The following is a 23,029-nucleotide window of genomic DNA, read 5'->3' as shown; positions in this document are numbered from 1 at the left end:
CAAAAGATAACCATGGATAAATTAGGCAACTATATCAAAGGCGAATGGATGAAAGGTGATGGCGAAGGCCAGCCTGTTTACGATGCCGTGACTGGTGAGGCATTTGCAAGTGTTTCGACCAAGGGGCTGGACTTTGGCGAAATCCTGGCATATGGCCGGGCAGCAGGCAATCCGGCATTAAGAAAAATGACCTTCCAGGAAAGAGGAAATATGCTAAAAAAGCTGGCATTATACCTTACCAGGAAAAAAGATCGGTTTTATGAGATCAGCTATAAGACCGGCGCCACCAGGGCCGATAGCTGGATTGATATTGAAGGCGGTTTTGGCAATCTTTTTGCTAATGCCTCTTTGCGCAGAAACTTTCCCAATCAGCCTTATCACATAGACGGTGATCCGATTGATTTATCCAGGGGGCAAGGTTTCATGGGCCATCATATTATGGTGCCAAAAGAAGGGGTGGCCATCCATATCAATGCCTTTAATTTCCCTGTGTGGGGCATGCTGGAAAAATGTGCTGTGAACTGGATGGCCGGCGTACCTGCAGTAGTGAAGCCTGCTACCGCCACCGCCTTTCTTACCGAGGCTGTGGTCCGGGAAATTATAGCGTCTGAGATTTTACCCGAAGGGGCCTTGCAATTAATTTGCGGATCGGCCAGGACTATCCTGGACACGGTAGAATCCCAGGATGTGGTCACATTTACCGGTTCGGCAGATACAGGCCGGATGTTAAAAGCCAACCCCAGGATCATAGAAGAATCTGTTCCTTTTAATATGGAGGCAGATTCATTAAACTGCGCGGTTTTAGGTGAGGATGCCGTACCGGGCACACCGGAGTTCGACTTATTTATCAAGGAAGTGCGTAATGAAATGACCGTCAAATGCGGTCAGAAATGTACAGCCATACGCCGGGTAATTGTACCCGGATCATTGGTAGAGGATGTGCAAATCGCTTTGGGTAATGCATTGAATAAAGTGATCATAGGTGATCCGAAGTTAAAAGAAGTACGGATGGGGGCCCTGGTTAACAAAGATCAGTTACAGGAAGTGAGGGACAGGGTCGGCGATTTATCCAAAACAGCCGAAATCGTTTACGGCCATACAGACAAAGTAACCCTCATCGGTGCCGATGCCGCTAAAGGGTCATTTCTCAGTCCTATTATTTTACGGGAAGATCAGCCCCACAAAAATCTGGGGGTACATGAAATTGAAGCCTTTGGACCGGTAAGCACCATCATTCCCTATACCGGCCTGGATGATGCCATTCAACTGGCCAAAATGGGCAAGGGCTCTTTATGCTGCTCGATTGCCACCTGCAACGACCGGACCGCCAGGGAATTTGTGATCGGTGCGGCGACGCACCATGGAAGAATATTGATTTTAAACCGGGAAAGCGCCAAGAGAAGCACAGGTCATGGTTCTCCTTTGCCCACTTTGATCCACGGCGGTCCGGGACGCGCCGGAGGTGGTGAAGAAATGGGGGGAATGAGAGGTATAAAACACTATCTGCAACGTTGCGCCATCCAGGGTACGCCCACCACTTTGACAGAAATAACAGGCATATACCAGCCAGGCGCAAAATACAAAGCGTCGAAGGAACATCCTTTCAAATATCATTTTGAAGAAATTGAAGTAGGTCAGTCCCTGCACACACACAAACGTACTGTCACCGACTCAGATATTATCAATTTTGCCAACCTGACCTGGGATCATTTCTACGCACACACCGACATCACTTCACTTCAGGGCAGCATATTTGAAAAAAGAGCGGCCCATGGGTACTTCATTCTGGCTGCAGCGGCTGGCTTATTTGTCTATCCAAACAAAGGCCCTGTGGCCGCCAACTACGGCCTGGATGAATGCCGCTTTCTGAAACCAATATACCATAACGACACCATCCAGGTGAGGCTTACCTGTAAAGAAAAGGTAGAAAGGGACAGTAAGGGCAAGGAACATCCTTCCGGAGTGGTGAAATGGTTCGTTGAAGTTTTCGACCAGGAAAAAGAGTTAGCCGCTACTGCCACTATTTTGACACTGGTACAGAAAAAGTGCCCCTTCGTGGAAATAGATAAAGAATTCCTGGCTTTTGCCCTCGGTAAACTCACACCTGATACCCAGGCCGCATGGGGTATCATGACGCCACAACACATGGTGGAACACCTGGAGTATAATTTCAAGATTGCCATCGGTGACATAGAGGCAGAGATTGTTACACCCGGGAAACACCTGGAAAAATATCGGGACTCTCTGTGGAACTATAAATCTATGCCCAGGGAATATCACCACCCGCACCTGAAAAAAGGCGAAACCGAAGACCTGAATCATCCGGGTTTGCAGGAAGCCATAGACTCCGTGCTGAAAAGCTACGAGGTTTACGAAGATTTTTTCAAGGAAAACCCCGGGATGAAAACCAAAAATGCTGTTTTTGGCGAATTGGATAAGCAGCATTGGGATTTATTGATCAGAAAACATTTTAATCATCATTTGGCTCAGTTTGGGCTGATTTAACGGAATACAATATGTCAGAAGCAGCTTACGTAAACCTGGAAATAGAAGGCGCTGTGGGTGAAATCACCTTTTTTCACCCGGCCCATAATTCCCTGCCGGGTGATATGCTGGGAAAGTTGGCAGCAACGATTGAAGACGCAGGAAACCATCCGGACATCAAGGTGATCCTGTTAAAAAGTGGCGGGGACCGTACTTTCTGTGCCGGGGCCAGCTTCAATGAACTGGTAGCGATTGATAATTTTGAAGATGGAAAAAAGTTTTTTATGGGGTTCGCCAACGTAATCAATGCCTGCAGAAAATGTCCGAAGGTTATCATTGGCCGGGTGCAGGGTAAGGCTGTGGGAGGAGGGGTAGGTCTGGTTGCCGCTGTGGATTATTGCTTTGCCACAAAATATGCCGCAGTGAAACTCAGTGAGCTGACCATCGGTATCGGCCCGTTTGTCGTTGGCCCGGCAGTCGAGAGAAAAATAGGTGTTTCCTGCTTTGCCGGACTTGCGATCAATGCCACTGAATTTCAAACGGCTGAATGGGCTTTTGAAAAAGGGCTTTTTCATGAGATTTTCGAAACGGCAGAAGAAATGGACGAGGGGATCAGGGAACTAACACAAAACCTGGTGAGTACCAGTCACACAGCGCAGCAGCTCATAAAAAAGGTAACATGGGAAGGCACCGGCCACTGGGACCGGTTGTTAGAAGAAAGAGCTGAATTGAGCGGAAGGCTGGTAGTATCGGATTTTACCAAGAAGGTGTTAGAAAAATACAAAACCGTGTCATGATTTACGAATTTAAAGGGTTTATACCAGTAGTGCATCCCTCGGCATTTGTCCATCCGCTGGCAGCGGTTACAGGCAATGTGGTAATTGGCAAAGATGTTTACATAGGGCCTGGCGCGGCAATAAGGGGCGATTGGGGAGCGATAATTATCGAGGATGGTTGCAATGTTCAGGAGAATTGTACAATACACATGTTTCCCGGCAAGACCGTAACTTTAAAAGAAAACGCACACATTGGGCATGGCGCAGTCATTCATGGAGCTGCCATTGGAAAAAACGTGCTGGTAGGAATGAACGCTGTTGTGATGGATGAAGCAGAAATCGGCGATGAATGCATAATCGGGGCATTAAGCTTCATCAAAGCCAATGAAAAGATTCCGCCACGACAACTGCTGGTCGGTAATCCGGCCCAGATTATCAGGGAGGTAAGCGACGAAATGATCGATTGGAAAACCAAAGGCACGCAGCTTTATCAAACACTGCCGGGTGACTGCCATCAGGGTCTCAGGGAGGTGAAGGCGCTGACCAGCCTGCCGGAAAACCGGCCCTCGCAGGAGACGCTGTACAGCACCTGGAATGATATCAAAAACCAATAACAGGTTGGTAAAAGTGAACAACACAACAAATCCAAAAAAGTAAACCACAAAATGATCATCGATAAAAAAGCAATCAATAAAAAAACCATCAAAGAAGCCTTTAGCCTGATGGCAACCGCCAAAGCGATGGCTGAATTGTATGAGGACAATTTTAAGCTGGTTTCGAAATATGTACACGCGACCTCCAGAGGCCATGAAGCCATTCAACTCGCCATGGGTATGCTGCTGCGTCCACAGGACTACGCCTTTCCTTATTATCGTGATGATGCCATGCTGCTTGGCATGGGCATCAGTCCTTATCAATTGATGTTGCAATTACTTGCCAAAAGGGATGATCCGTTTTCGGGGGGCAGAACCTACTATGCCCACCCCAGTCTTAACGATCCGGATAAACCAAAAATTCCCCATCAATCTTCGGCAACAGGCATGCAGGCCATCCCGGCTACAGGGGTAGCAATGGGCATACAGTACAAGGAAAAACGCTCCCTTTTTGAAAACCCCAAAGAAAAACCCATTGCCATTTGTTCACTTGGAGACGCATCGATCACAGAGGGTGAGGTGGCAGAAGCCTTCCAGATGGCTGCTTTAAAACAACTCCCCATACTCTATTTGATCCAGGATAACGATTGGGATATCTCGGCCAATGCCGAAGAAACAAGAGCGCAAAATGCCGCTGAATATATCAAGGGATTTCACGGAATCACCCCGGTAACACTCAACGGATCGGACTTTCTTGCGTGTTACTCCACGCTTGATGAGATCATCAAAGCCATGAGAAAGGACCGCAAACCATTCCTGGTTCATGCCACCGTTCCATTGCTCAATCATCATACCTCGGGCGTTCGCATGGAGTGGTACAGGGATGACCTGGACAAGGCAGCCAAACGGGACCCCTACCCTGTCCTGAAAAGGCAATTGCTCGAATATGGTTTTTCAGAAAATCAAATCATTCGCATCGAAGAGGAAGCACAGGAAAATGTGCATAGCGACTATCGAATGGCCCTTAAGGCTGCAGACCCAAATCCGGATGATCTGTTCACACATGATTTTGTACCAACTACCGTGCTGGAGGAAAAGGGAGAAAAGTCACCCGAAAACGGACAAAAGGTGGTGATGGTAGATTGCGCCCTTCACGCTGTGGAAGAATTGATGAAAGCCCATCCCGAGTGTTTATTATACGGCCAGGATGTGGGTAAAAGGCTGGGCGGAGTGTTTCGCGAAGCGGCTACTTTAGCGGATAAATTTGGTGACGACCGGGTTTTTAACACCCCCATTCAGGAGGCCTTTATTGTTGGTTCCACCGTCGGTATGTCGGCAGTGGGTTTAAAACCCATTGTGGAAGTGCAATTTGCCGATTACATCTGGCCCGGTTTAAACCAGCTATTTACGGAGGTTAGCAGGTCCTGCTATCTATCCAATGGTAAATGGCCGGTGAGTATGATACTGAGAGTGCCCATCGGCGCTTACGGAAGTGGGGGGCCGTACCACTCTTCCAGTGTCGAATCGATTGTCACCAACATCCGTGGTATTAAAATTGCCTATCCCAGCAATGGAGCGGACCTGAAAGGGTTGATAAAGGCCGCTTATTATGATCCCAATCCGGTAGTGATTTTTGAACATAAAGGATTATACTGGTCTAAAATGCCAGGCACGGGGTATGCAAAATCTATGGAACCCGATGAAAATTATATACTGCCTTTTGGCAAAGCCGCGATGGTGACTGAAACAGAAGTGTCAACCTCTCAAAGGGACAATACGCTCAGTATAATCACCTATGGCATGGGTGTACACTGGGCCTTAAATGCCGCCCAGTCATTTGAAGGTCTGGTGGAGATTGTTGATTTGAGAACCCTCTATCCATTGGATGAAAAGGCTGTGTTGCAGTCTGTCAGGAAAAACAGCCGCTGCCTCGTAGTCACCGAGGAGCCGGTTAACAACTCCTTTGCCAGAAGCCTCTCCGGCATGATTCAGGAAAAATGCTTCCGGCACCTGGACGCCCCCGTAATGACCATCGGCGCTGAGAACATGCCCGCTATACCCTTAAACAGTATTTTGGAAGAAACCATGTTGCCATCGACAGAGAAGGTGAAATCCAAGATTGAAGCGCTTCTTAGCTATTGATTGCGTCCGTCGATGCTGTAAAGTAGTCATAGTATGACTTTGAGTCATACTATGACTAGAATGGTTTTAATAACTACTCCGAATCACCTGATACTGAATGACAGCTTTCCCTATTTTACCGTTCCTGGCAAAACCCAAAACGTCTATGACATATTTTGTTGCTACGTCACTATTCTCAAACTCCACAACAGCCTTTCCGTCCTGATCCGTCCTGACGAGCGGATTCCAATATAATACTTGCCTGAAATCAGGTATTTTATCTTCCGTGGCCCTGGGGCGGCTGGTGATATAGGGCAGCGGTGTGCTGATTGTCTTGATTTTGGGGCAGCGGATAATTTTTTCTGACAAAGGATTTTCGACACCATCTTTTAAAAAAACAGATAATATCCCCTTATTACCAAAAGTGCCAAACTTGCCCTGCGTACGGATAGCATTGCGAACTTCCATTTTTTCGACATCTTTCACATGCAAAGCCAAAACCAGACTGTCATCAAAAGTGGGTATGTCATTAATTAAAATTAAGGGGGTATCATCATACTTAAAGCTGCTGGTTTTGGGAGACAGATAAATTCTTGCTTTTCCATTATCCTTTTTTACATGAGCCTTTGGAAGAATTCCCCGTATCATCTCCTTCATGGTGGGTAACCTGTTAAAATCGGCCAGCAGAACACTAAAATCCGGCTTTCCCCATCCCATTGAAAAATCTTCTCCGGCTAAGTGATCTGCCTTCGGAATTTCGTAGACCAGATCGATGAGATGGCTTTTCTTTTTAAATTCAAGATAGTCCTCTACCGCCTTAACATACAAAAGCCCGTCTTTTAAAGGCTGGTACCTGCGCGTTCGATGATCTTCCAGACCTTTCATCAATAGATCCCCAAGGCGATCCCCCTTCCAATTGAAACCATAAATCAGCACGTGGTTATCTTTATGTAAGTTGTTTCTGACATCGATCAGATCATCCAACTCATCAATATAAAATTCTTCAATGATCTGGTCCTCGATAAAAAATACCGATACCCTCGACAATGCCTTCAGAGAGGTTTGTTTTAAATCCTTTATATAAGCAATGATATCTAAAATTCCCTGACCCCTGGATTTTGACGGCAGCCCTGGTTGGTAAGTTGTGTTATTCGAAATCCCCCCTGGTATCTTAAAGTCCTGGTTTAAAACACTGACAGCAAGGTTTGCAGGCACAGGTTCCCCATTTTGGTTCCGTGTAAGGATCTGCAGTTTAACCGGCTCCCGTTTCGAAAAGGTCAATTGGTCTAATTTAAGCTCAATATTCAAAAAGTCATCTTTCTTATCGAAAGTCTCTACCAGCCTGGTATTTTCAGTTACATAATAACCGTTGGCAGTAGAATCCTGGCTGTTACCCCGGCTTAAAGTCTTGTTTATGCTATGCTCAAGGGAATAGACCGGAATCTTTATCTGGTTACTTATCAAATTATCTGGTTTGCTATGACCGGCCGGTTCTTCAGGATAGGCAAAAATCCTGTAAACCCCGGGCTTCAAAGACTTTTCCAGCAGCATTTCCCCTGCCCCATACCCCTCTGTCATACGAATGAGCTGGGTTTTTACTACATGTCCTCCTGGTGCCACCCATTCGAGAACAATCATTTGTTCAGATGGTGACTCCGGCGCTGTCGAAAATACGGCAAACCTGATCATTTCACCCGGCACATAAAAATCGCAGTCAAAATGCCAATAAAGCTTTAATGGAGACTGATTTTCCTGGGTTAATCCGCTCAGGGACGAAAATGCCAGCAGCCAGGTAAACAGCGTATGAAACAGAAGTCGTGTTGTAAAACGCATGGGCTAATTCAAAAAATACACATTAAATTAATCGTCATCATTTTATCACCTCCACCAGCTTGGCTCAACATTAATAATGTATGAAGAACCTCCACGATAGCGAAAACAATCCAGGCAGTCAGGTGACGGAATGTTTGGCACGCCCGGGGGAGACTGGCAGGGATCGATATTGGGTAGCCGGTAAGGTAATTCCCGAATATTGGTAAACCATCTTTGCGTTGACTCCCCCACCACACTAAAGTACCCCAGTACACGATCATCAGGATCATTCACATTAAACAGATTACCCCGGATAGAAAATGGAGGGGGATCAAAAATACTGCCTACACGCTCATTCTGTTTTTTAATATCTTCCCAAAACTCAAAAGTTTCCTTGTTCAAGGAAAATTGTCTGATTAAAACGGAAAAATCATACTGAAGGCGCGTATTGGTCTCAGCCTCCAGGAAAAACAGCTCTTTCGGATAATTGCCTTGCCCAAACTTGTCCTGATGAATCACTACCTCATCCAGATAATAAATATTGGCGACCCAGCAGGTTTTGTTGGGATGACCATCAGGAAGCAAAGAGGCCTTGAAAATCCAGGTCGGTACCAGCTCCCAAAGGTAATATACGGGTTCCTGACTACTGTTTTGCGGGAGATCGACATACACTGAGATACCTTCAAGCGTCACAACCTCGGACTGATCACTGATTTCGACAAGGTTTAACCTCGAATCGATTCGATACTTAGCCGGACCCGTTGGAAGAGATTTCTGCAATCTTTGAGGCTGTGATTCATACACATTACCATCAGCGGTAGAAATTCTGATAAAATAACTACGACCCTCGACCGCTTTGAAATCCTCATCATATAGAAAGTATTCACCATCGAAAGATGGTGTCAGTTCCTGTTGATTTTCCTGATCATCCAAAAGCATTACAGTAGCGTCCTTTATCGGATGATCCCGGATATTAGACACCGGGCTGCTCAAACTAAGCTTTACTTTAAAATAAGGTGATTCATCACCACCCGTTTCCCGATTCTTAGCGGGAACATCAGAGATGTATCCCTGTACTACCAGACGGGACGGCTCACTGCTGGTGTCAAATTCTACCGGGTCGATGCACGTTGTTAAAACGAACAAACCTGCAATAATTCCTAACTTTAAATGCCTTACCATAGCTAAAACTTAAAATTATAAGTAACCGACGGAAAAACCGTTCCCAGCACTGCCAGCCGGAATGCCTGGCCTGATTGCCTGAAAAACACCGAATACGGATTTTTGCGGCCATAAACATTATACACTGAAAACACCCACTCCCCTTTTAATTTGTTTTGTTTTCTGTGACCTGGTTTGAGCGTAAACGACAGATCCAGACGGTGGTAATCGGGTATTCTGAATTGGTTTCTTTCAGAATAATTTAATACCGACAGAATATTACCATAACTATATTTAGATACAGGTACGGTGATAGGTCTGCCGGTACTGTAGATAAAGTTGGCTGAAATCTTGAACCGGCGGCTGGCATTAAAATTTGCCACTATGGTTACATCATGAGGCTTGTCGAAATTGGCAGGATAGTATTCACCTAAATTTATCCGCTCTTCTTCGTTTTCTGACTGAAACAGGAGCTCACTTCTGGAGTAAGTATAACCGATCCACCCGGTTATCCGGCCTTTGTTTTTCTGCAGTAACACCTCCAGCCCATAGGCCCTACCCTTTCCTGAAAGTAAATCGCCTCCAGTATAGGATTAAGCAGAATACTAGATCCTTCTTTGTAATCAAGGACATTATCTACTTCTTTGTAGTAAACCTCGACAGAGGTTTCTATAGCATCATCTTTAAAGTTTCTGAAGTATCCAAGCGAAACCTGATCGCCGGTTTGGGGTTGCAGATGATAGTTACTGGTTTGCCAGAAGTCCACCGGTGCAATGGCTGTGGTATTGGAAATGAGATGAATGTATTGCCTGGTTCTGTAGTAACTGAATTTTAATGAGCTCCGGCAATCCAGCGAATACCTGAGTGAAAGCCTGGGTTCGAGGCCATCGTATTTTCTGATGAGTTCCCCGTTGTTAAAAGTCATTGTATCGGTGATTGTTTCTTCCTCCCTGGGCAAATCAGGCTCATAAACAAAAACATTTCCCGGTCCGACATTATGAAACATCGAATACCTTAAGCCATACATGATTGTCAACCTCGGAGAAACCGTAAATTCATCTTTGACATAAATGCCTGATTCATATGACTGCTCCTGCTTCAAGGTAAGCGGCACCTCATTGGTATTCTGCTCGCCGGGCACAAATACTCCGGGATTGAATTCATACCTGATAATACTCGCGCCAAAATCGACTTTATGCTTTCGATCAGGTATGTAGTTAAAGTCGAGTTTTAAATTGGCACTTGTTATTTCCGAGTCAAGTGTAAAGGCATCAAAATCCTGATCGTCAAAAGTCTTATTTTTAAAAGTTCCGTAAATGGCACCGAAACTGGCCAGCAGTTTTTCATTAAAAATATGGTTCCATTTGAGGCTTGTATTTATAGTACGCCACTGATAAATGGTATCACCGGCGAATTTGAACCTGTCGTTACTGATGTAGGATGAAAGGATCAGTTTATCCTTATCGCTGAAATCATGTGTGAGCTTAGCGTTAGCATCGTAAAACTGTGCTGAACTTTCCTGCAAATCGACATTTTGTATTCTTCCCAAAATCCAGTCGGAGTAAGAAGATCTGCCACCAATAATAAAAGCCGTTTTGTCTTTCACAATAGGCCCCTCTACCACCAACCGGCTGGAAACCAAACCCAGCCCCCCCTGTCCATGAAATTCCTGCCGGTTGCCATTGCGTAAGCTAACGTTGAGAATCGATGAAACCCTGCCACCGAAATTGGGTGGCCCCCCACCTTTATACAGGGTAACATCCCGGACAAAATCGGCGTTAAACGCTGAGAAAAAACCAAATAGGTGAGAAGCATTAAAAACCATGGCATCATCCAGCAACAACAAATTCTGATCCACACTCCCACCCCTTACGTTAAAGCCGGCGGCCCCTTCGCCCACCGTACTCACTCCTGGCAGTGTGATAATACTTTTCACCACATCAATTTCTCCCAAAAAGGCAGGCATACCTTTGATAGCCTCAATACTTAGTTTTTCCTTACCTGCCAAAACCCCCTTTATATTTTCGTCCTTGGCCTCAGCGGTAATAGTTACTTCCTCTAATTCAACCGTTTCTTTGTAGAGGCTGAAACTCAAATTGCCATTGGAAAGTACCTCTACTGCCTGGCTCTTTTCATCGTACCCGATAAAACCCGCGGTCAGGGTATATTTGCCAACCGGTAGTCGGAGTGAATAAAATCCATTGATATTGGTAGTAACACCAGTCTTTAGCTCATTAACATAAACTCCTGCACCGATTAAAGCCTCATCGTTGCTCCCTTCTCTTATAAATCCACTGATGGTGACCTCTTGCTGTCCGGGATTTTCCATGACCTTACCGATTTTGAGGTATTCCCTGAGATCGCCTTGCTCATCGAGTTTAGATTCCCTGAAAGCAATGGAATGAATAGTTGATTCCCCCTTAATCAACACAATGTTGGTGCCGTATACCAAAAAAGAGATTTCATGTGGTTTTAATATATTTTCCAAAAAGTCGGACAGGGATATATTTTTAAAGTCACCGGTGACAACAATATCGGTAATCCAGGCTTGTTTATAAAAAAAATCCATCCCATGTTTTGCCTGCATTTCTGCCAGTACATCACGCAGCGGACTGTTCAGGTAAGATGCCGTAACAAGTCTTCTAGAAGGGTTTTGAGCAAAAACGGAATGAAGGGAAAACAAAAAGATTCCCCAACAAAAAAATAGTTTTTCCATGCCGCCATTATCGAAAGTAAAGAAGTAATCTGGTTTTCGGGTACTTTGTTTTATAGGAATACAAAGAGGTTGCTTTCAACCAAACAACCTCTTTGCATCTTTAATGAAAATCAAATCATCTTCAGATTAGTCCACATCCCACCAAACTTTCGTGTCTAACCCGTCCTCGCCCTGGCGGCTCACTACCTCATTGTAGTTGGTTTCATTCAGGTCACGTTCAGTCACCGGATAAGCCTGCCGGACCGGAATCTCCCCACTCTTATTTTGAGCGGCGACGGCTGGCACTAAGTCAGGGTAACCTGTTCTTCTCCATTCCGCCCAGGCTTCGTAGCCATTTAGGAACAAGGCCACCCATTTTTGGTTACCAATCTGCTCAAAAGCCCGTGCCGGGTCGAAAGCAACTTCCTCGTTGGTAATAAAAGTATCAAACTCGTCACCTACGCCATATTGATCCAATGAAGCCTTGATGGCGTCATTATAAAATTGCTCAGTATCTCCTGCTATCCAGTCCCGCTGTGCCGCTTCTGCCATGGAGAATAACACCTGTGCAGAAGTATAAATGTAAGTTGGAGCATCCTGTACCCGTAGCGCGTTCCCTAAAAATGAAACATCGGAATTCGAAATGTCTCCAGCCTCGGCCTCGTTCACCCCGTACACCATGCCTACAAATCCGCCGGTGGATTCAGTCGGGTCGGCAAATACGGGAAGCCTCGGATCCATCATCACGTTCATCATTCCTCCGTTTGCGGTGGATTGCATGTAATCTACCAGCGTATTGGCTACGGTATAATCCCTTCTGGTTTCAAAGCGGTCCTGCCAGCGGTTGTCATGATTTTGCTCTGCAAAGTGCCTGAACATAATGTTTTCAGAGTTATCCAAGGCGATTACGCCATCATTCATTGCCGCAACAAATTCAGACCGGGCCCTCTCTTCATCCACCTCTGATAACCGAAGCGCTGCCACCAATCTGATCGTGTTGGCAAATTTTTCCCACCTATCCATATCTCCTGCAAATAAGGCGTCACCGGTAGGACCGGCTCCGCCGTCTATCATAGCGGTTGCTTCTTTTAAGGTAGTCATTATGCCGTTATAAACTTCTCTTTGCGGATCAAATTTTGGCGTTAATATGCCTTGCTCCGCCTGCAGTGCTTCCGAATACGGAATATCACCCCAACGATCGGTAATGTGGAGAAAATAATAAGCCTGAAGGATCTTAGCAACGGCAATCTGGTTGGCGTGGGAACCATAGTCATCGGCAAATACTTTTGTCTCTTCATCCGTATTTAGCTCAATCACCTTTTGCAAATCCGTCAGAGGTCCGTTGTAAAATGTGTTATAACTAAACTGAACATTCTGGTAGGTATCCGCAGAAGTATACTGGGAATTGGCAAGGTACTGCACATAAAGCTGACCCTGTGTCGCATACACGGTGGAAGCGATGTTAAAATCCACATTGTTGGAAAAAACAATACCATTCGTCAATAAAATAGCTGCGTTAGGCTCGCTGGTAGCATTAGGGTTAACATTGATGTCGTCAAAGTCACTTATATCACAGGCAACCATACAAGCCGCTATCAATGTTATTGATATATGTTTATACAATTTTTTCATTTTGATCATCTTTTAAATTAAAAACCTAACCTGATATCAAATCCTAAAGTCCTGGTAGGAGGCAGGTTGCCACTTTCAACCCATGCACCGTTATTTCTGGCATCCTCAGTATCACCACTAATTTCCGATGGATCGATACCTTGGGCGTCTGTGTAAATTAACCACAAGTTGTTGGCAACAAATGATACACTGGCGCTTTTGACAAAAAGGTTGTTAAGCAGAGAATTTGGTAAAGTGTAGCCAAATCTTACCTCTCTCAGTTTCACAAAAGTGGCGTCATAGATCCAGGCTTCATGGAGAGGGAACAAACTTTTCCAGTAATCATCAACTTCAAGGTACTTGTTATTTACTGATCCATCCTGGAAGACACCGTCAAATCTCAGCCCTCCGCCTTCAGCTACCGGATCCCTCATAGGATTACCTTTGTCATTGGTACCTACTGTTTCCTCTCCTAACCCTGAGTAGGCATTGAACATTTTGGTAATGGCGTAGAAATCACCACCCAGTTGCCAATCTATGGTGAAGCTCATTTCAAAATCTTTGTAGGTAAACCGGTTAAAGATACCGCCGGTATACTCAGGCAAAATGTTGCCCAGGTCCTGGTTTTCATCCCACAAAGGCTCTCCATCGGCGTCGACAATGATGTTACCGGCTTCGTCCCTTTGGAATTTCCTGCCCACAATGGTTCCCCACTGCTTGCCTACTTCAGCTTTGGCAGTAATACCACCCCAGGCACCGGTGGTACCGGTGCCTCTAAAACCATTTTGAAGAGCAAAAGCATCCAATCCCGGATACAATTCATCCAGGAAGTTTTCACTTCTGGCAAAATTGAAGGTCACATCCCAGTTGAAATTGGCAGTTCTTATCGGGGTACCGCCAATGGACGCGTCCCAACCTTTGGTGGTGGTTTTACCTGAGTTGATCCTGTATCCATTGGCTCCTGAAGTACCAGGTATACCTACCCTGACTATTTCGTTGGTATTGTCATAGTTGAAATAAGAGAAATCCAACCTGACCCTGTTATTCAGGAAATTCAACTCTATTCCGGCTTCGATGGCACTGGTTTCTGCCGCCCGTAAATCCGGGGCGACAATATCGTTCGGTGCGGTCATGGTAGGCAAAACACCATACGGATTACCCAGCTCATAAGCAGGAAACAGGTCGTAAGGGTTCAATTCACCACCGACACTTGCGTAACTCACCCTCGCTTTACCAAATGACAGGATATCCTGTGAATTGATCAGCTCGGAAAAAATAAATGATCCGGAAACAGAGGGATAAACGTATGCGTTGTCAGATTCGGGAAGTGTCGAATCCCAATCGCTTCTGATGGTAGCATCCAGATACAGGATGTCTTTGTAACCAAAGGATGCCTGAGCAAACAAACTTCTGACCTCCTGGAATCGCTTCTCATTCCTCGAAACAGGGCGGTCTCTCGATGCACTTAGATTATAGAGCCCGGGTACGGATAGCCCTCCGACCGTCCGCTGATCGCTCAGATACCATTCCCCTTTACGTATGTTACCACCAGCCAGGGCAGAAATAGAAAAGTCGTCGTTCAACTGTTTTTTATAACTGGCAATAAATTCGTAGTTATCCTCAATAATATTACGGGTGAAAGTAGTGTACTGGTCCAATTCCAAAGTACCGGAAGCAATGATCGTCTCACCCCATCTTTGATCTGTTGATCTGGAAAGGTTGGCTGTCAACACCAGTCCGTCAATGACCTCATAGGCTAAACCAAATCTACCCACAAATACCTCTTTGGTATTTGCCCGGGTATTGGCGTATACCTCTGTGTAAGGGTTGTTCCAGTAAAGCGGCCTGGTATTTCTTGCAGAATTCAGGTTCCAGGAAGTAAATGTACCATCCGGTAAACGGTGATATCTTTTTAATAAATCCATGTCGAGCTGTCTTTGGAACCACTGGTTGAAGTTGGAACCCAGTGAATTGTAACCTTCAAAAATGTTTCCGAAGGTTTCCCTTTTGCTGTAATTGGCAATGCCTGTCAATTTTAGTTTCTCGGACAGGTTAACACTGGAATTTAAATTCAAAAACGTATTATCCTGTTCGGAATTGGGCAATACGCCTGTTCTCTGGGAGTTGGTAAAAGTAACATTGATCGCATAGTTATCATCCGCTTTGCTGACAGACAAACTGTTTTGCATAAAAACGCCTGTTTCAAAGAAATCCCTGACATTATCAGGGTTGGGCGACCAGGGCCTGGTTTGGCCATAACCCGATGCTCCGGGAATAAAAGCATCCCATTGTGCCACCTGGCTGCCATCCATTCTGGGCCCCCAGCTTTCATCCGCATTAAATTCGGGTATTCTCGCTCCATCCAAAGCCGCCAGGGCCGGGTCATCTCTGGAAGGGTCGAACTCAAATATGTCCCATTCCTGCGAATAGCCACCACCATATTCATTCTGGTATCCGGGAAGCACTGCCACTGATTCAAACGTGGTTGTGTTATTAAAATCAATACTCAGCTTGCCTTTTTTACCGGTTTTGGTGGTAATAATGACCACACCATCCCGTGCCCTGTTGCCGTAAAGGGCAGCAGCATTGGCACCTTTCAGCACGTTGATGGACTCCACTGCATCCATATTGATGGTCGAAGGGTCATTGACCACCATACCATCGACCACATACAAGGGATTGGCAGAGTTCAAACCCCTTACGCCCCTGATCCTTACCCTTGACGCACCAAACTTGGCCCCTGAACCACCGATGACCTGCACACCGGCAATTTTACCAGCCAGCGCCGCGTTGAGATTGGTTTCCCGGGCTACCCGCAGGTTTTCCTGGGTAACCTGTTGGGTGGCATAGCCCAAGGACTTTTTATCTCTGGGTATATTCAGGGCAGTCACAACCACCTCACCCAGTGTCTGAACATCTGTTGCCATGCTTACATCAACCACAGTTCGCGACCCTACTTCAACTTCTTTGGTGGCCAAACCGATAAATGAGAAAATAAGCACCGCATCGCCACTCGTTACACTTAATTTGTAGGCGCCGTTGATATCGGAAGTGGTTCCGACGTTCGTTCCTTTTACAATAACGTTTACTCCCGGTAATGGAGAACCGTCATCTTCCGAGGTTATCGTTCCGCTGATAACCCTTTCCTGACTCCGGCTTTCGAATACAAAAGCCGTCATCATCATAAATGAGATTAGTAGAATCTTCTTCATAGACTACTTTTTAAAGTGAAATGTTAATTAAAGATTTCGATTGTTCTGATTTCCAAACTTAGAAACAAATCATACATTTTTTCAACAATATTGAAACTTTTACACCTCAATAATTGTTACAATTTCCTAATGTAAGAAAAAGTAACGTAAACAGGGCCATATTTTTTAAAATATTTTTGCATTATCATATCTCATTCGAGGTCAAAGGGAAATTGATTTTATTGTAGTATACCAATCTAACATGTTATTCAAGGGCAGTAGAAATCTTCTTAACAGCCACCTTAATTGGACAGCTTGTACCCAGGACTGATCAGATTTTTTTTGTCTTCGGAAAAAACGGATGGGCACAGGAATTTAAAAATCTGGAGTAAAACATCCTTTATTATACATAAAAAGACATTTTAGGTTAATTAAGGAATGAGACAGTCATATCAAATCATTGAGATTTTGCAGGATTTATATTATTCTTCGAAATTATTAATAAGAATATAATACGCAGAATTAAAATTATTCTTTTTTAAAAAATTGTAAAATTTAAATATTTGATTTTCCTTGCCACAAAAAAGGAACTGAAAAAGCGGGGCAATTTTATCCCCATAGTATGTAATAAGAATAAGGGTCATTTCAGGTAATGTTTTTATATTTTTTATCGATTTTTATCACATTTTTAAATTATTTTCCCGGCTGTACCCGGTGTAAGCAGGTTGAATTTCGATGACCTGACAAGTCGTGAAAAATGAGCTTTTAATAACCAACGCTTTGTATACCGGATACTTTATTGTGACGCTTTATGATAACCTTCCCACTGATGGAAACCTCCTGAAATCTTCAGCGCCTGAACATCAGAAAGTTAGGATCATTGGAAGAAACAGCGACCCGATAGGCTTTTATCGGTAAACAAGCATAATAAAGTAAGGGCAGCCTCCAACCGGATATCGAACAGTCGCACTTGTGCCCGTGCCTGTTTTATGGATAGGATAGCGTGTTTTTTGGGTACTTTGCACTGTTCTGTGGTTTAATTTTTAAACACAAGGACGCAAAGGCACAAAGAGGCACTAAGATTAGGGGGTGAGAAAAGAAGTGAATGGGTTACTCCCAATCTTCGGCCAGTTCATTTTCGGCCACCAGTTGTCGGTACAAATCTAAAAACTGTTGGTAATCAGTTGGGGTAATCAGGGTGTGCAGACGCTGTAGTTCATCTTCTGCATAATTAAATAATCCCATTTTTACACATTGCAAAATAAAAGCTTTTGACAGAGGTATTGAATATATATTGATCACGGATGCATTTAAAATGGTTTCATAGGCCAGGTGCTCATCTTTCATCTGCTGCCCGAAGAATGCGGCGGCATCCAGGATATACTGGGTTTTAAACGGGTTTTTGTCTGCTATTTGCCGATAAGCCTGAAATGCCTGCTCCCGGTTACCTTTACCTTCTGCAATCTTTGCCTCCAGATATGTTTTCAATAAATGATCCTCAGGATTTAACTGGATCAGCAAAGCTTCCAGTTGTTGCCAGTCATTCCTGGCCGCTAACCACTTTGCCTTTAAATGCAAAAACCCGGAGGCCAGTTTTTCATCAATGTTTTGCCCATCCATTGCCGAAAATTCTTCAGCCAGGCCATCTATCGACCTTATGCTTAATTGATGCTCCATGAAATCAAGCTTTGCCAGCCATTGATAATATGGATTTTCAATTTTGCGGATCACATTGAAAATTTCTGTTTCTTCCCTCCGGAATTTATAGATATTTATCAACCAGTATTTTTCCCTGTCGCTCAGGTTATCAACCTGCCAATTTTCATCATTCAGCAGTTTAAGTACTGCTGGTATGACCTCATTTTGCTGGTTTGAGTCTGCAGACTGCAACGCTGAAAAAACTACTTTTGCTTCTTCCAGTGAATCCATCTCAATCAACGCAAATCCTCTGTTAAGTCTGGCATCTTCAAAACCATCGCGGATTGCACGACTGAAAAAATCCACTGCCAACGCCGGAGATCGCTGATCCAGCGCCCATAGTCCATTGATGTTATGGTAATAGGCGCTTTGAAATGAACTTTGAAGCTGAAGTTGATCCAGTATCATAAAAGCTTTGATCAATTCACCGCTGCCATAACAATTTAAAGCTTTTGCCAGACCTAACTGATCACTGTAACCCTGATTTTGGGAAACTGCCAGGTACTGGTCCACAAAACTGTTAAAGGTCGAGTCACGACCAAAGCTTTGATTGTAACAGGCATTATATAGGTAGGCAAATGTGTTGGGGTTTAGAATAGAGTCGGTCAAATACCTTTCTGTAAATAAATCCGGTCGATAATGCCCATCGATGTTGTTGAGAACCATTAAATTATTCCGGACAGGCAAGTAGCCAAAAGAGGTCAGATATCGGTTGTTAATGGAATCCAGGTCAAATTGCAGTTTTTTATCTGCCAGAAGTGATAGGATATTGGCAGAAGCTACCTCAGGGGATGAGAGGCTGGCCCTTTCCAGGAACATGTAGGCAGAGTCGGCAATGTTGGTCTTTGCATATAACAGGCCGAGGTTATTGTTGAGATAAGCATTGTCAGGAAAGTTTTCGACACCTTCTTTCAAAGAAAATAATGCATCAAAAAACAGCCCCGAAGATTGATAAACATTAGCCAGATTTGCATAAGCATAGGGTGTCGGTTTTTTCAAAATGGACTGCTGGTAATAATACAGGGCGCTCGCCTGATCGTTTTGTTTGTTGGCCAGTGAAGCCAGGCCGTAATTGGACCGGTGATTCTGAAATTCAAATTGACTCCCCAGCTTGTAGTATTGTTCTGCCACATAATAGTCTTCTACAGCCATATAAAGATCGCCTATGCCGTTGTAATAGCCCGCTATTGCCTGATTCATGGCCAATTGGCCAGATTGGAAAAACAATCCCCCGACGCCAACCAGGCCAATAAATCTCATGACATAATAAGGCATATGCTTGGGTTTGTAAAGTACCTTATACACCTGCAGATTATCATACAGGGGCCCCAAAAAGTTAGAGATAACATAAAGGAAAAAAAAGAACCCGAAGGATAAATGACTAAAAACAATGGCATCTTCCATGGCTTCGACCAGCGGGTCGTTTCCGGTGTAGAACAGGTAAGCTATCGTGCCAAAACAAATAACGCCTGCAACCAGGTAAAGTAAGGCGCCGGTGCTACGGAAAGGAAGTACATTTTCGAATAGTATGCTCCGGTGCCTGAAGCCCCAGATGCCTGCCACTGCCGAAAACAGGAGGAGATAAAATTCGTCGACGTAATAAAGATCCCAGTCAATAAATTGGCGGTTTTTAGCAAAAACCAGCGCCACATTCACTAAATATATCAGGCTAACTATCGTAAAATGCAACAAACTGTTCTTGCTCTGGCTGGTATTTCCGCTGGTAACAACATATAAAATACCTGCCATCACCTCGATAGCCACAGAAAAAATAAAAAGTATGGCAACTATCACCGGAAACAAAATGCCATAATTAACCAGGTACAATACAGGATTGCTGACACCGGCAAATTGTATAAGCAGTACCCCTATGACCAATGTTACAAGGGCTATCATTAACCATTTGCGAAAAAATGAAACATTTTCAGCAAATGCATGAAAATAATACAAAACCGGCAGATAAAGCGCCAAAATCACATAAAGGGGTATATTTTTATAGCTACCGAAAAGTAACAACTGATCCAATTTGAAATTGATCATTAATCCCATAAACAGGAGCACGCCCACAATGAACCAAAACCGGCTAAGACCGGTGATAAGGGTCAGATAAAAAACCAAAGAAACTGCCAGGGATATGAGAAAAAGGTAGGAGGCGATGAAGTTAATTTTGATATCACTGCCTTCAAAAGTTTCGTTGATCAGATAGTTGTCAGCCTTGTAGTTCAGTGTAATCGCCCCCAGGTTAACCCCTTCGCGTAACAAACTAATTGCCTGGTTTTTGCTCACCACTACCCAGTTGATCACAGTGTCGGTTCCCAGGTAATAACCCGATAAATAAAAAATGATACTTAAAATAAATATCATCAGGAAAATGGCGTAAAACATCCTGTCGGTTTTATTCCACTGTTTCCAAAAAAATAAACGCCCAATCATATAACGATTGCCGATAAAGTTAATCCAGTACCTTGGGCACCCGGAAGTAAACGCTGTCCTTTTTAGGCGCGTTTTTCAATGCGTTTTGTTGATCCAACCGGTTAGAGGCCTCATCTTCCCTTAAAACGTTTACCTCTTTGGACATGGTGGTTAATGGCTCAACACCTTCCGTATCAACCTCTTCCAGTTGTTCAACCCAGGATAAAATCTCTGTAAGGCTCTCGATCATTTCTTTTTCATCCCCCTCCTCAAATTCTAACCGGGCCAGGTGGGCAATTTTGCTAAGTGTTTCCTTATCTACCTGCATTTACGTGGCTATATTTCTTTAACTCATCATCAATAATTTGAAAGGTACTGCATTTCAATGACTGTAAATCATCCTGTCGCATACCTTTGGTTTCGATAGGTTTGTGAAAAATGATTTTCAACTTACCTCTTCTCAGGTTTAGTTCATTTTTATCCGGTAAAACTATCCAATTAAATGGAATAGTGACAGGAATAATGGAAATTTGTTGTTCTATCGCAATCCTGAAAGCCCCGTCTTTGAACCGGGCCATTTGGGGAGGGTTTTTGGTTAAAATTCCCCCCTCGGGAAACATGGCCAAACTTCTTCCATTTTTAACAACGTCAGAAGACCTCCTGTAAGTATTATAACTCTTTACTTTGCTTTCGCGATTGACAGCAATATGCAATTTATCGAACATATAACCGAACAGCGGCGCCTTTTTGATAGAACTTTTTCCTATAAAAACAAAATTATTGGGGGTAAAACCCATCACCGGGATATCCAGGTATGAAAAATGATTGGCACAGAATATATAGTTTTTGTTTTTATCGATCGCAGGGTGAACCTCTATTTCAATAGGTTTCACGATACTGGCAAAAAAGAGCTTCGCCCAAAGTTTGTTGATGTGATACCCGAATTTATGCCAGGATTTTTTCTGAATGATAATAAAAAAGGCTGGAAAAAGTATCAAAAACAGAATTCCAAAAATTAACCCGGCATAATAAGTATACAATTTTCCCCAAATCTTCATGGATTAAATTCGAAATGAATTTAGTAAACTGGCACAAAGTTGCCACTAAAACTTGCAAAATTAAAATCAAACTTTGCTAAAATAGCTTAATTTTTTTTGTGTTAAAAAATGAAAACGCAATAATAACATGATCGCAGACAGGGAAAGCCCTGTTAGCAATCCGTACCAGATTCCTTCGATTCCAAGATGCCAGTGAAATCCCAGCAGATAACCCATGGGCAAGCCAACAACCCAATAAGCGAACAAGGTGATGACAGTGGGAATTTTGACATCTTCCATACCGCGCAACGCCCCCAATCCTACTACCTGAAGGCCATCGGAAACCTGAAAAAAGGCGGCGATTACCAACAGGGAGGCGGCAATGTTAATCACAGACGCTTCATCGACATAAAATGATGGCAACAGTTCTTTTCCGGTAATGAATGTAATCCCGCAAATTGTCATGAAACTGGCAGCCAGCACGAAAGAAGAACGGCCTGCTTTAATCAGCATAGGTATATCCCTCCGCCCCATCTGATTTCCGACCCTGACGGTAGCGGCTGCCGAAATGCCAGAGGCCATCATATAACTGAGTGAAGACAGGTTGATAGCTATCTGATGGGCCGCCAGGGGTTCCGTTCCCAACCACCCGGCCATGATGGCCGCAGCGGCAAAAGCCCCGACTTCAAAAATAAACTGCATACCCGTGGGAATACCCAGCTCCAACAATTTTTTTAGTCTTTCAACTTTGATTTTAATCGTAGCAAAACCTTCCCGATAATGTTTAAACCGTTTTGCATATATCACATAAAGGGCCATTCCAGCGCCCATCAAAAGCCTGGCTATCAAGGTAGCCCAGCCGGCGCCCATCAATCCCATAGGCTCAAAACCCAGCTTTCCAAAAATCAAAATGTAATTCAGCATGATGTTGATTACATTGGCCGCTATCGTAAAATACATCGGAACTTTGGTCAGGGATAAGCCTTCACAAAATTGCCTGAAAGTCTGAAACAACATAAAAGGCAAAAGAGAAACCGATATGACGATTAAATAGGGAACCGATAATACAATAACCGTCTCAGGTTGTTTAAGCAGGTGGATAAGTCGGGTAGCCAGCATCAACAGTAGAAACAGTACCAGGGCAACCACCATATTGGTAAGCAACCCGTGCCTTAACAAAACACCACTTTCACGATGATCATCTATACTATCGGCTTTAGCTACCAATGGTGTGATGGCATAGGAAACACCTACCCCGAACATAAAGATAAAATAGAAAAGGCTGTTTGCCAATGATGAAGCCGCAAGTGGCTCCACTCCGACCCTGCCTACCATAACACTATCGGCCACACCCACCAATACCTGGCCCATCTGACTTAGCATAACCGGTAATGCCAATGAAATGTTTTTCTTTATGTGCTCCTTGTAGCTCATACTT

The 23,029-nt window shown here is 44.1% G+C and carries 15 protein-coding genes; 5 read left to right on the top strand and 10 right to left on the bottom strand.

All coding sequences use genetic code 11. From position 1 onward, the window contains the following. Positions 1 to 12: 12 nt before the first annotated feature. From paaZ to AC04NP_RS24740, 4 genes are read left to right on the top strand one after another with little or no spacing between them, the layout of a single operon-like run. Positions 13 to 2,505 (top strand): phenylacetic acid degradation bifunctional protein PaaZ, encoded by a 2,493-nt coding sequence (gene paaZ / locus AC04NP_RS24755; RefSeq protein WP_482862704.1) that lies wholly within the window; start codon positions 13 to 15, stop codon positions 2,503 to 2,505. Between the two features lie 11 nt (positions 2,506 to 2,516). Continuing rightward, positions 2,517 to 3,281, top strand: coding sequence for an enoyl-CoA hydratase/isomerase family protein (locus AC04NP_RS24750; RefSeq protein ID WP_482862703.1), 765 nt, complete (start codon positions 2,517 to 2,519; stop codon positions 3,279 to 3,281). After that, positions 3,278 to 3,874 (top strand): acyltransferase, encoded by a 597-nt coding sequence (locus AC04NP_RS24745; RefSeq protein WP_482862702.1) that lies wholly within the window; start codon positions 3,278 to 3,280, stop codon positions 3,872 to 3,874. The genes AC04NP_RS24750 and AC04NP_RS24745 overlap by 4 nt, the downstream gene beginning before the upstream one ends. A gap of 51 nt (positions 3,875 to 3,925) precedes the next feature. Next, the gene (locus tag AC04NP_RS24740) at positions 3,926 to 5,995 is read left to right on the top strand and encodes an alpha-ketoacid dehydrogenase subunit alpha/beta (protein WP_482862701.1); all 2,070 of its coding nucleotides are present in this window, start codon (positions 3,926 to 3,928) and stop codon (positions 5,993 to 5,995) included. A 66-nt stretch (positions 5,996 to 6,061) separates the two neighbouring features. Here AC04NP_RS24740 and AC04NP_RS24735 read toward each other — a convergent pair whose 3' ends face one another. The 6 genes from AC04NP_RS24735 to AC04NP_RS24710 all read right to left on the bottom strand — a co-directional run bounded on the left by AC04NP_RS24735 (position 6,062) and on the right by AC04NP_RS24710 (position 16,465). After that, positions 6,062 to 7,807 (bottom strand): hypothetical protein, encoded by a 1,746-nt coding sequence (locus tag AC04NP_RS24735; protein WP_482862700.1) that lies wholly within the window; start codon positions 7,805 to 7,807, stop codon positions 6,062 to 6,064. Positions 7,808 to 7,852: 45 nt separating this feature from the next. Next, complete coding sequence (locus AC04NP_RS24730; RefSeq protein WP_482862699.1) at positions 7,853 to 8,968, bottom strand: DUF4249 domain-containing protein; 1,116 nt, start codon at positions 8,966 to 8,968, stop codon at positions 7,853 to 7,855. A 2-nt stretch (positions 8,969 to 8,970) separates the two neighbouring features. Further along, positions 8,971 to 9,486 carry a hypothetical protein gene (locus tag AC04NP_RS24725; RefSeq protein ID WP_482862698.1) on the bottom strand — a complete coding sequence of 172 codons (516 nt, stop codon included), beginning with the start codon at positions 9,484 to 9,486 and terminating at the stop codon, positions 8,971 to 8,973. Continuing rightward, a complete protein-coding gene (locus tag AC04NP_RS24720) occupies positions 9,456 to 11,663 on the bottom strand; it encodes a TonB-dependent receptor (RefSeq protein ID WP_482862697.1) in 2,208 nt (735 codons plus the stop codon). Before AC04NP_RS24720 ends, AC04NP_RS24725 begins: the two co-directional genes overlap by 31 nt. A 126-nt stretch (positions 11,664 to 11,789) precedes the next feature. After that, positions 11,790 to 13,274: a SusD/RagB family nutrient-binding outer membrane lipoprotein gene (locus tag AC04NP_RS24715; RefSeq protein WP_482862696.1), complete on the bottom strand. Its 1,485-nt coding sequence runs from the start codon at positions 13,272 to 13,274 to the stop codon at positions 11,790 to 11,792. 17 nt (positions 13,275 to 13,291) lie between these two features. Next, positions 13,292 to 16,465, bottom strand: coding sequence for a SusC/RagA family TonB-linked outer membrane protein (locus tag AC04NP_RS24710; RefSeq protein WP_482862695.1), 3,174 nt, complete (start codon positions 16,463 to 16,465; stop codon positions 13,292 to 13,294). Between the two features lie 729 nt (positions 16,466 to 17,194). On the opposite strand from AC04NP_RS24710, the gene AC04NP_RS24705 reads away from it, so the two are divergent. After that, positions 17,195 to 17,362: a hypothetical protein gene (locus tag AC04NP_RS24705; RefSeq protein WP_482862694.1), complete on the top strand. Its 168-nt coding sequence runs from the start codon at positions 17,195 to 17,197 to the stop codon at positions 17,360 to 17,362. Positions 17,363 to 17,554: 192 nt separating this feature from the next. Here the strand turns inward: AC04NP_RS24705 and AC04NP_RS24700 are convergent, their stop codons facing one another. The 4 genes from AC04NP_RS24700 to AC04NP_RS24685 all read right to left on the bottom strand — a co-directional run bounded on the left by AC04NP_RS24700 (position 17,555) and on the right by AC04NP_RS24685 (position 23,025). Next, a complete protein-coding gene (locus AC04NP_RS24700) occupies positions 17,555 to 20,527 on the bottom strand; it encodes a hypothetical protein (RefSeq protein WP_482862693.1) in 2,973 nt (990 codons plus the stop codon). 67 nt (positions 20,528 to 20,594) lie between these two features. Then, the gene (gene gatC / locus AC04NP_RS24695; protein ID WP_482862692.1) at positions 20,595 to 20,882 is read right to left on the bottom strand and encodes an Asp-tRNA(Asn)/Glu-tRNA(Gln) amidotransferase subunit GatC; all 288 of its coding nucleotides are present in this window, start codon (positions 20,880 to 20,882) and stop codon (positions 20,595 to 20,597) included. Next, entirely contained in the window at positions 20,869 to 21,612 is a 744-nt protein-coding gene (locus AC04NP_RS24690) for a lysophospholipid acyltransferase family protein (RefSeq protein WP_482862691.1), read from the bottom strand. Before AC04NP_RS24690 ends, gatC begins: the two co-directional genes overlap by 14 nt. Positions 21,613 to 21,678: 66 nt before the next feature. Continuing rightward, positions 21,679 to 23,025: an MATE family efflux transporter gene (locus AC04NP_RS24685; RefSeq protein ID WP_482862690.1), complete on the bottom strand. Its 1,347-nt coding sequence runs from the start codon at positions 23,023 to 23,025 to the stop codon at positions 21,679 to 21,681. Between the last annotated feature and the right edge of the window lie 4 nt (positions 23,026 to 23,029).

Source organism: Agaribacillus sp. DX54 (assembly GCF_056858335.1).
Note: the sequence above shows the minus strand (reverse complement) of the source record. Positions and strands in the feature narration are given on the sequence as shown.

Excerpts from the sequence above, each read along its gene's own strand:
- paaZ (WP_482862704.1), top strand. The coding sequence starts at position 13 with ATGGATAAATTAGGCAACTATATCAAAGGCGAATGGATGAAAGGTGAT.
- AC04NP_RS24750 (WP_482862703.1), top strand. The coding sequence starts at position 2,517 with ATGTCAGAAGCAGCTTACGTAAACCTGGAAATAGAAGGCGCTGTGGGT.
- AC04NP_RS24745 (WP_482862702.1), top strand. The coding sequence starts at position 3,278 with ATGATTTACGAATTTAAAGGGTTTATACCAGTAGTGCATCCCTCGGCA.
- AC04NP_RS24740 (WP_482862701.1), top strand. The coding sequence starts at position 3,926 with ATGATCATCGATAAAAAAGCAATCAATAAAAAAACCATCAAAGAAGCC.
- AC04NP_RS24735 (WP_482862700.1), bottom strand. The coding sequence starts at position 7,807 with ATGCGTTTTACAACACGACTTCTGTTTCATACGCTGTTTACCTGGCTG.
- AC04NP_RS24730 (WP_482862699.1), bottom strand. The coding sequence starts at position 8,968 with ATGGTAAGGCATTTAAAGTTAGGAATTATTGCAGGTTTGTTCGTTTTA.
- AC04NP_RS24720 (WP_482862697.1), bottom strand. The coding sequence starts at position 11,663 with ATGGAAAAACTATTTTTTTGTTGGGGAATCTTTTTGTTTTCCCTTCAT.
- AC04NP_RS24715 (WP_482862696.1), bottom strand. The coding sequence starts at position 13,274 with ATGAAAAAATTGTATAAACATATATCAATAACATTGATAGCGGCTTGT.
- AC04NP_RS24710 (WP_482862695.1), bottom strand. The coding sequence starts at position 16,465 with ATGAAGAAGATTCTACTAATCTCATTTATGATGATGACGGCTTTTGTA.
- AC04NP_RS24700 (WP_482862693.1), bottom strand. The coding sequence starts at position 20,527 with ATGTTTTACGCCATTTTCCTGATGATATTTATTTTAAGTATCATTTTT.
- gatC (WP_482862692.1), bottom strand. The coding sequence starts at position 20,882 with ATGCAGGTAGATAAGGAAACACTTAGCAAAATTGCCCACCTGGCCCGG.
- AC04NP_RS24690 (WP_482862691.1), bottom strand. The coding sequence starts at position 21,612 with ATGAAGATTTGGGGAAAATTGTATACTTATTATGCCGGGTTAATTTTT.
- AC04NP_RS24685 (WP_482862690.1), bottom strand. The coding sequence starts at position 23,025 with ATGAGCTACAAGGAGCACATAAAGAAAAACATTTCATTGGCATTACCG.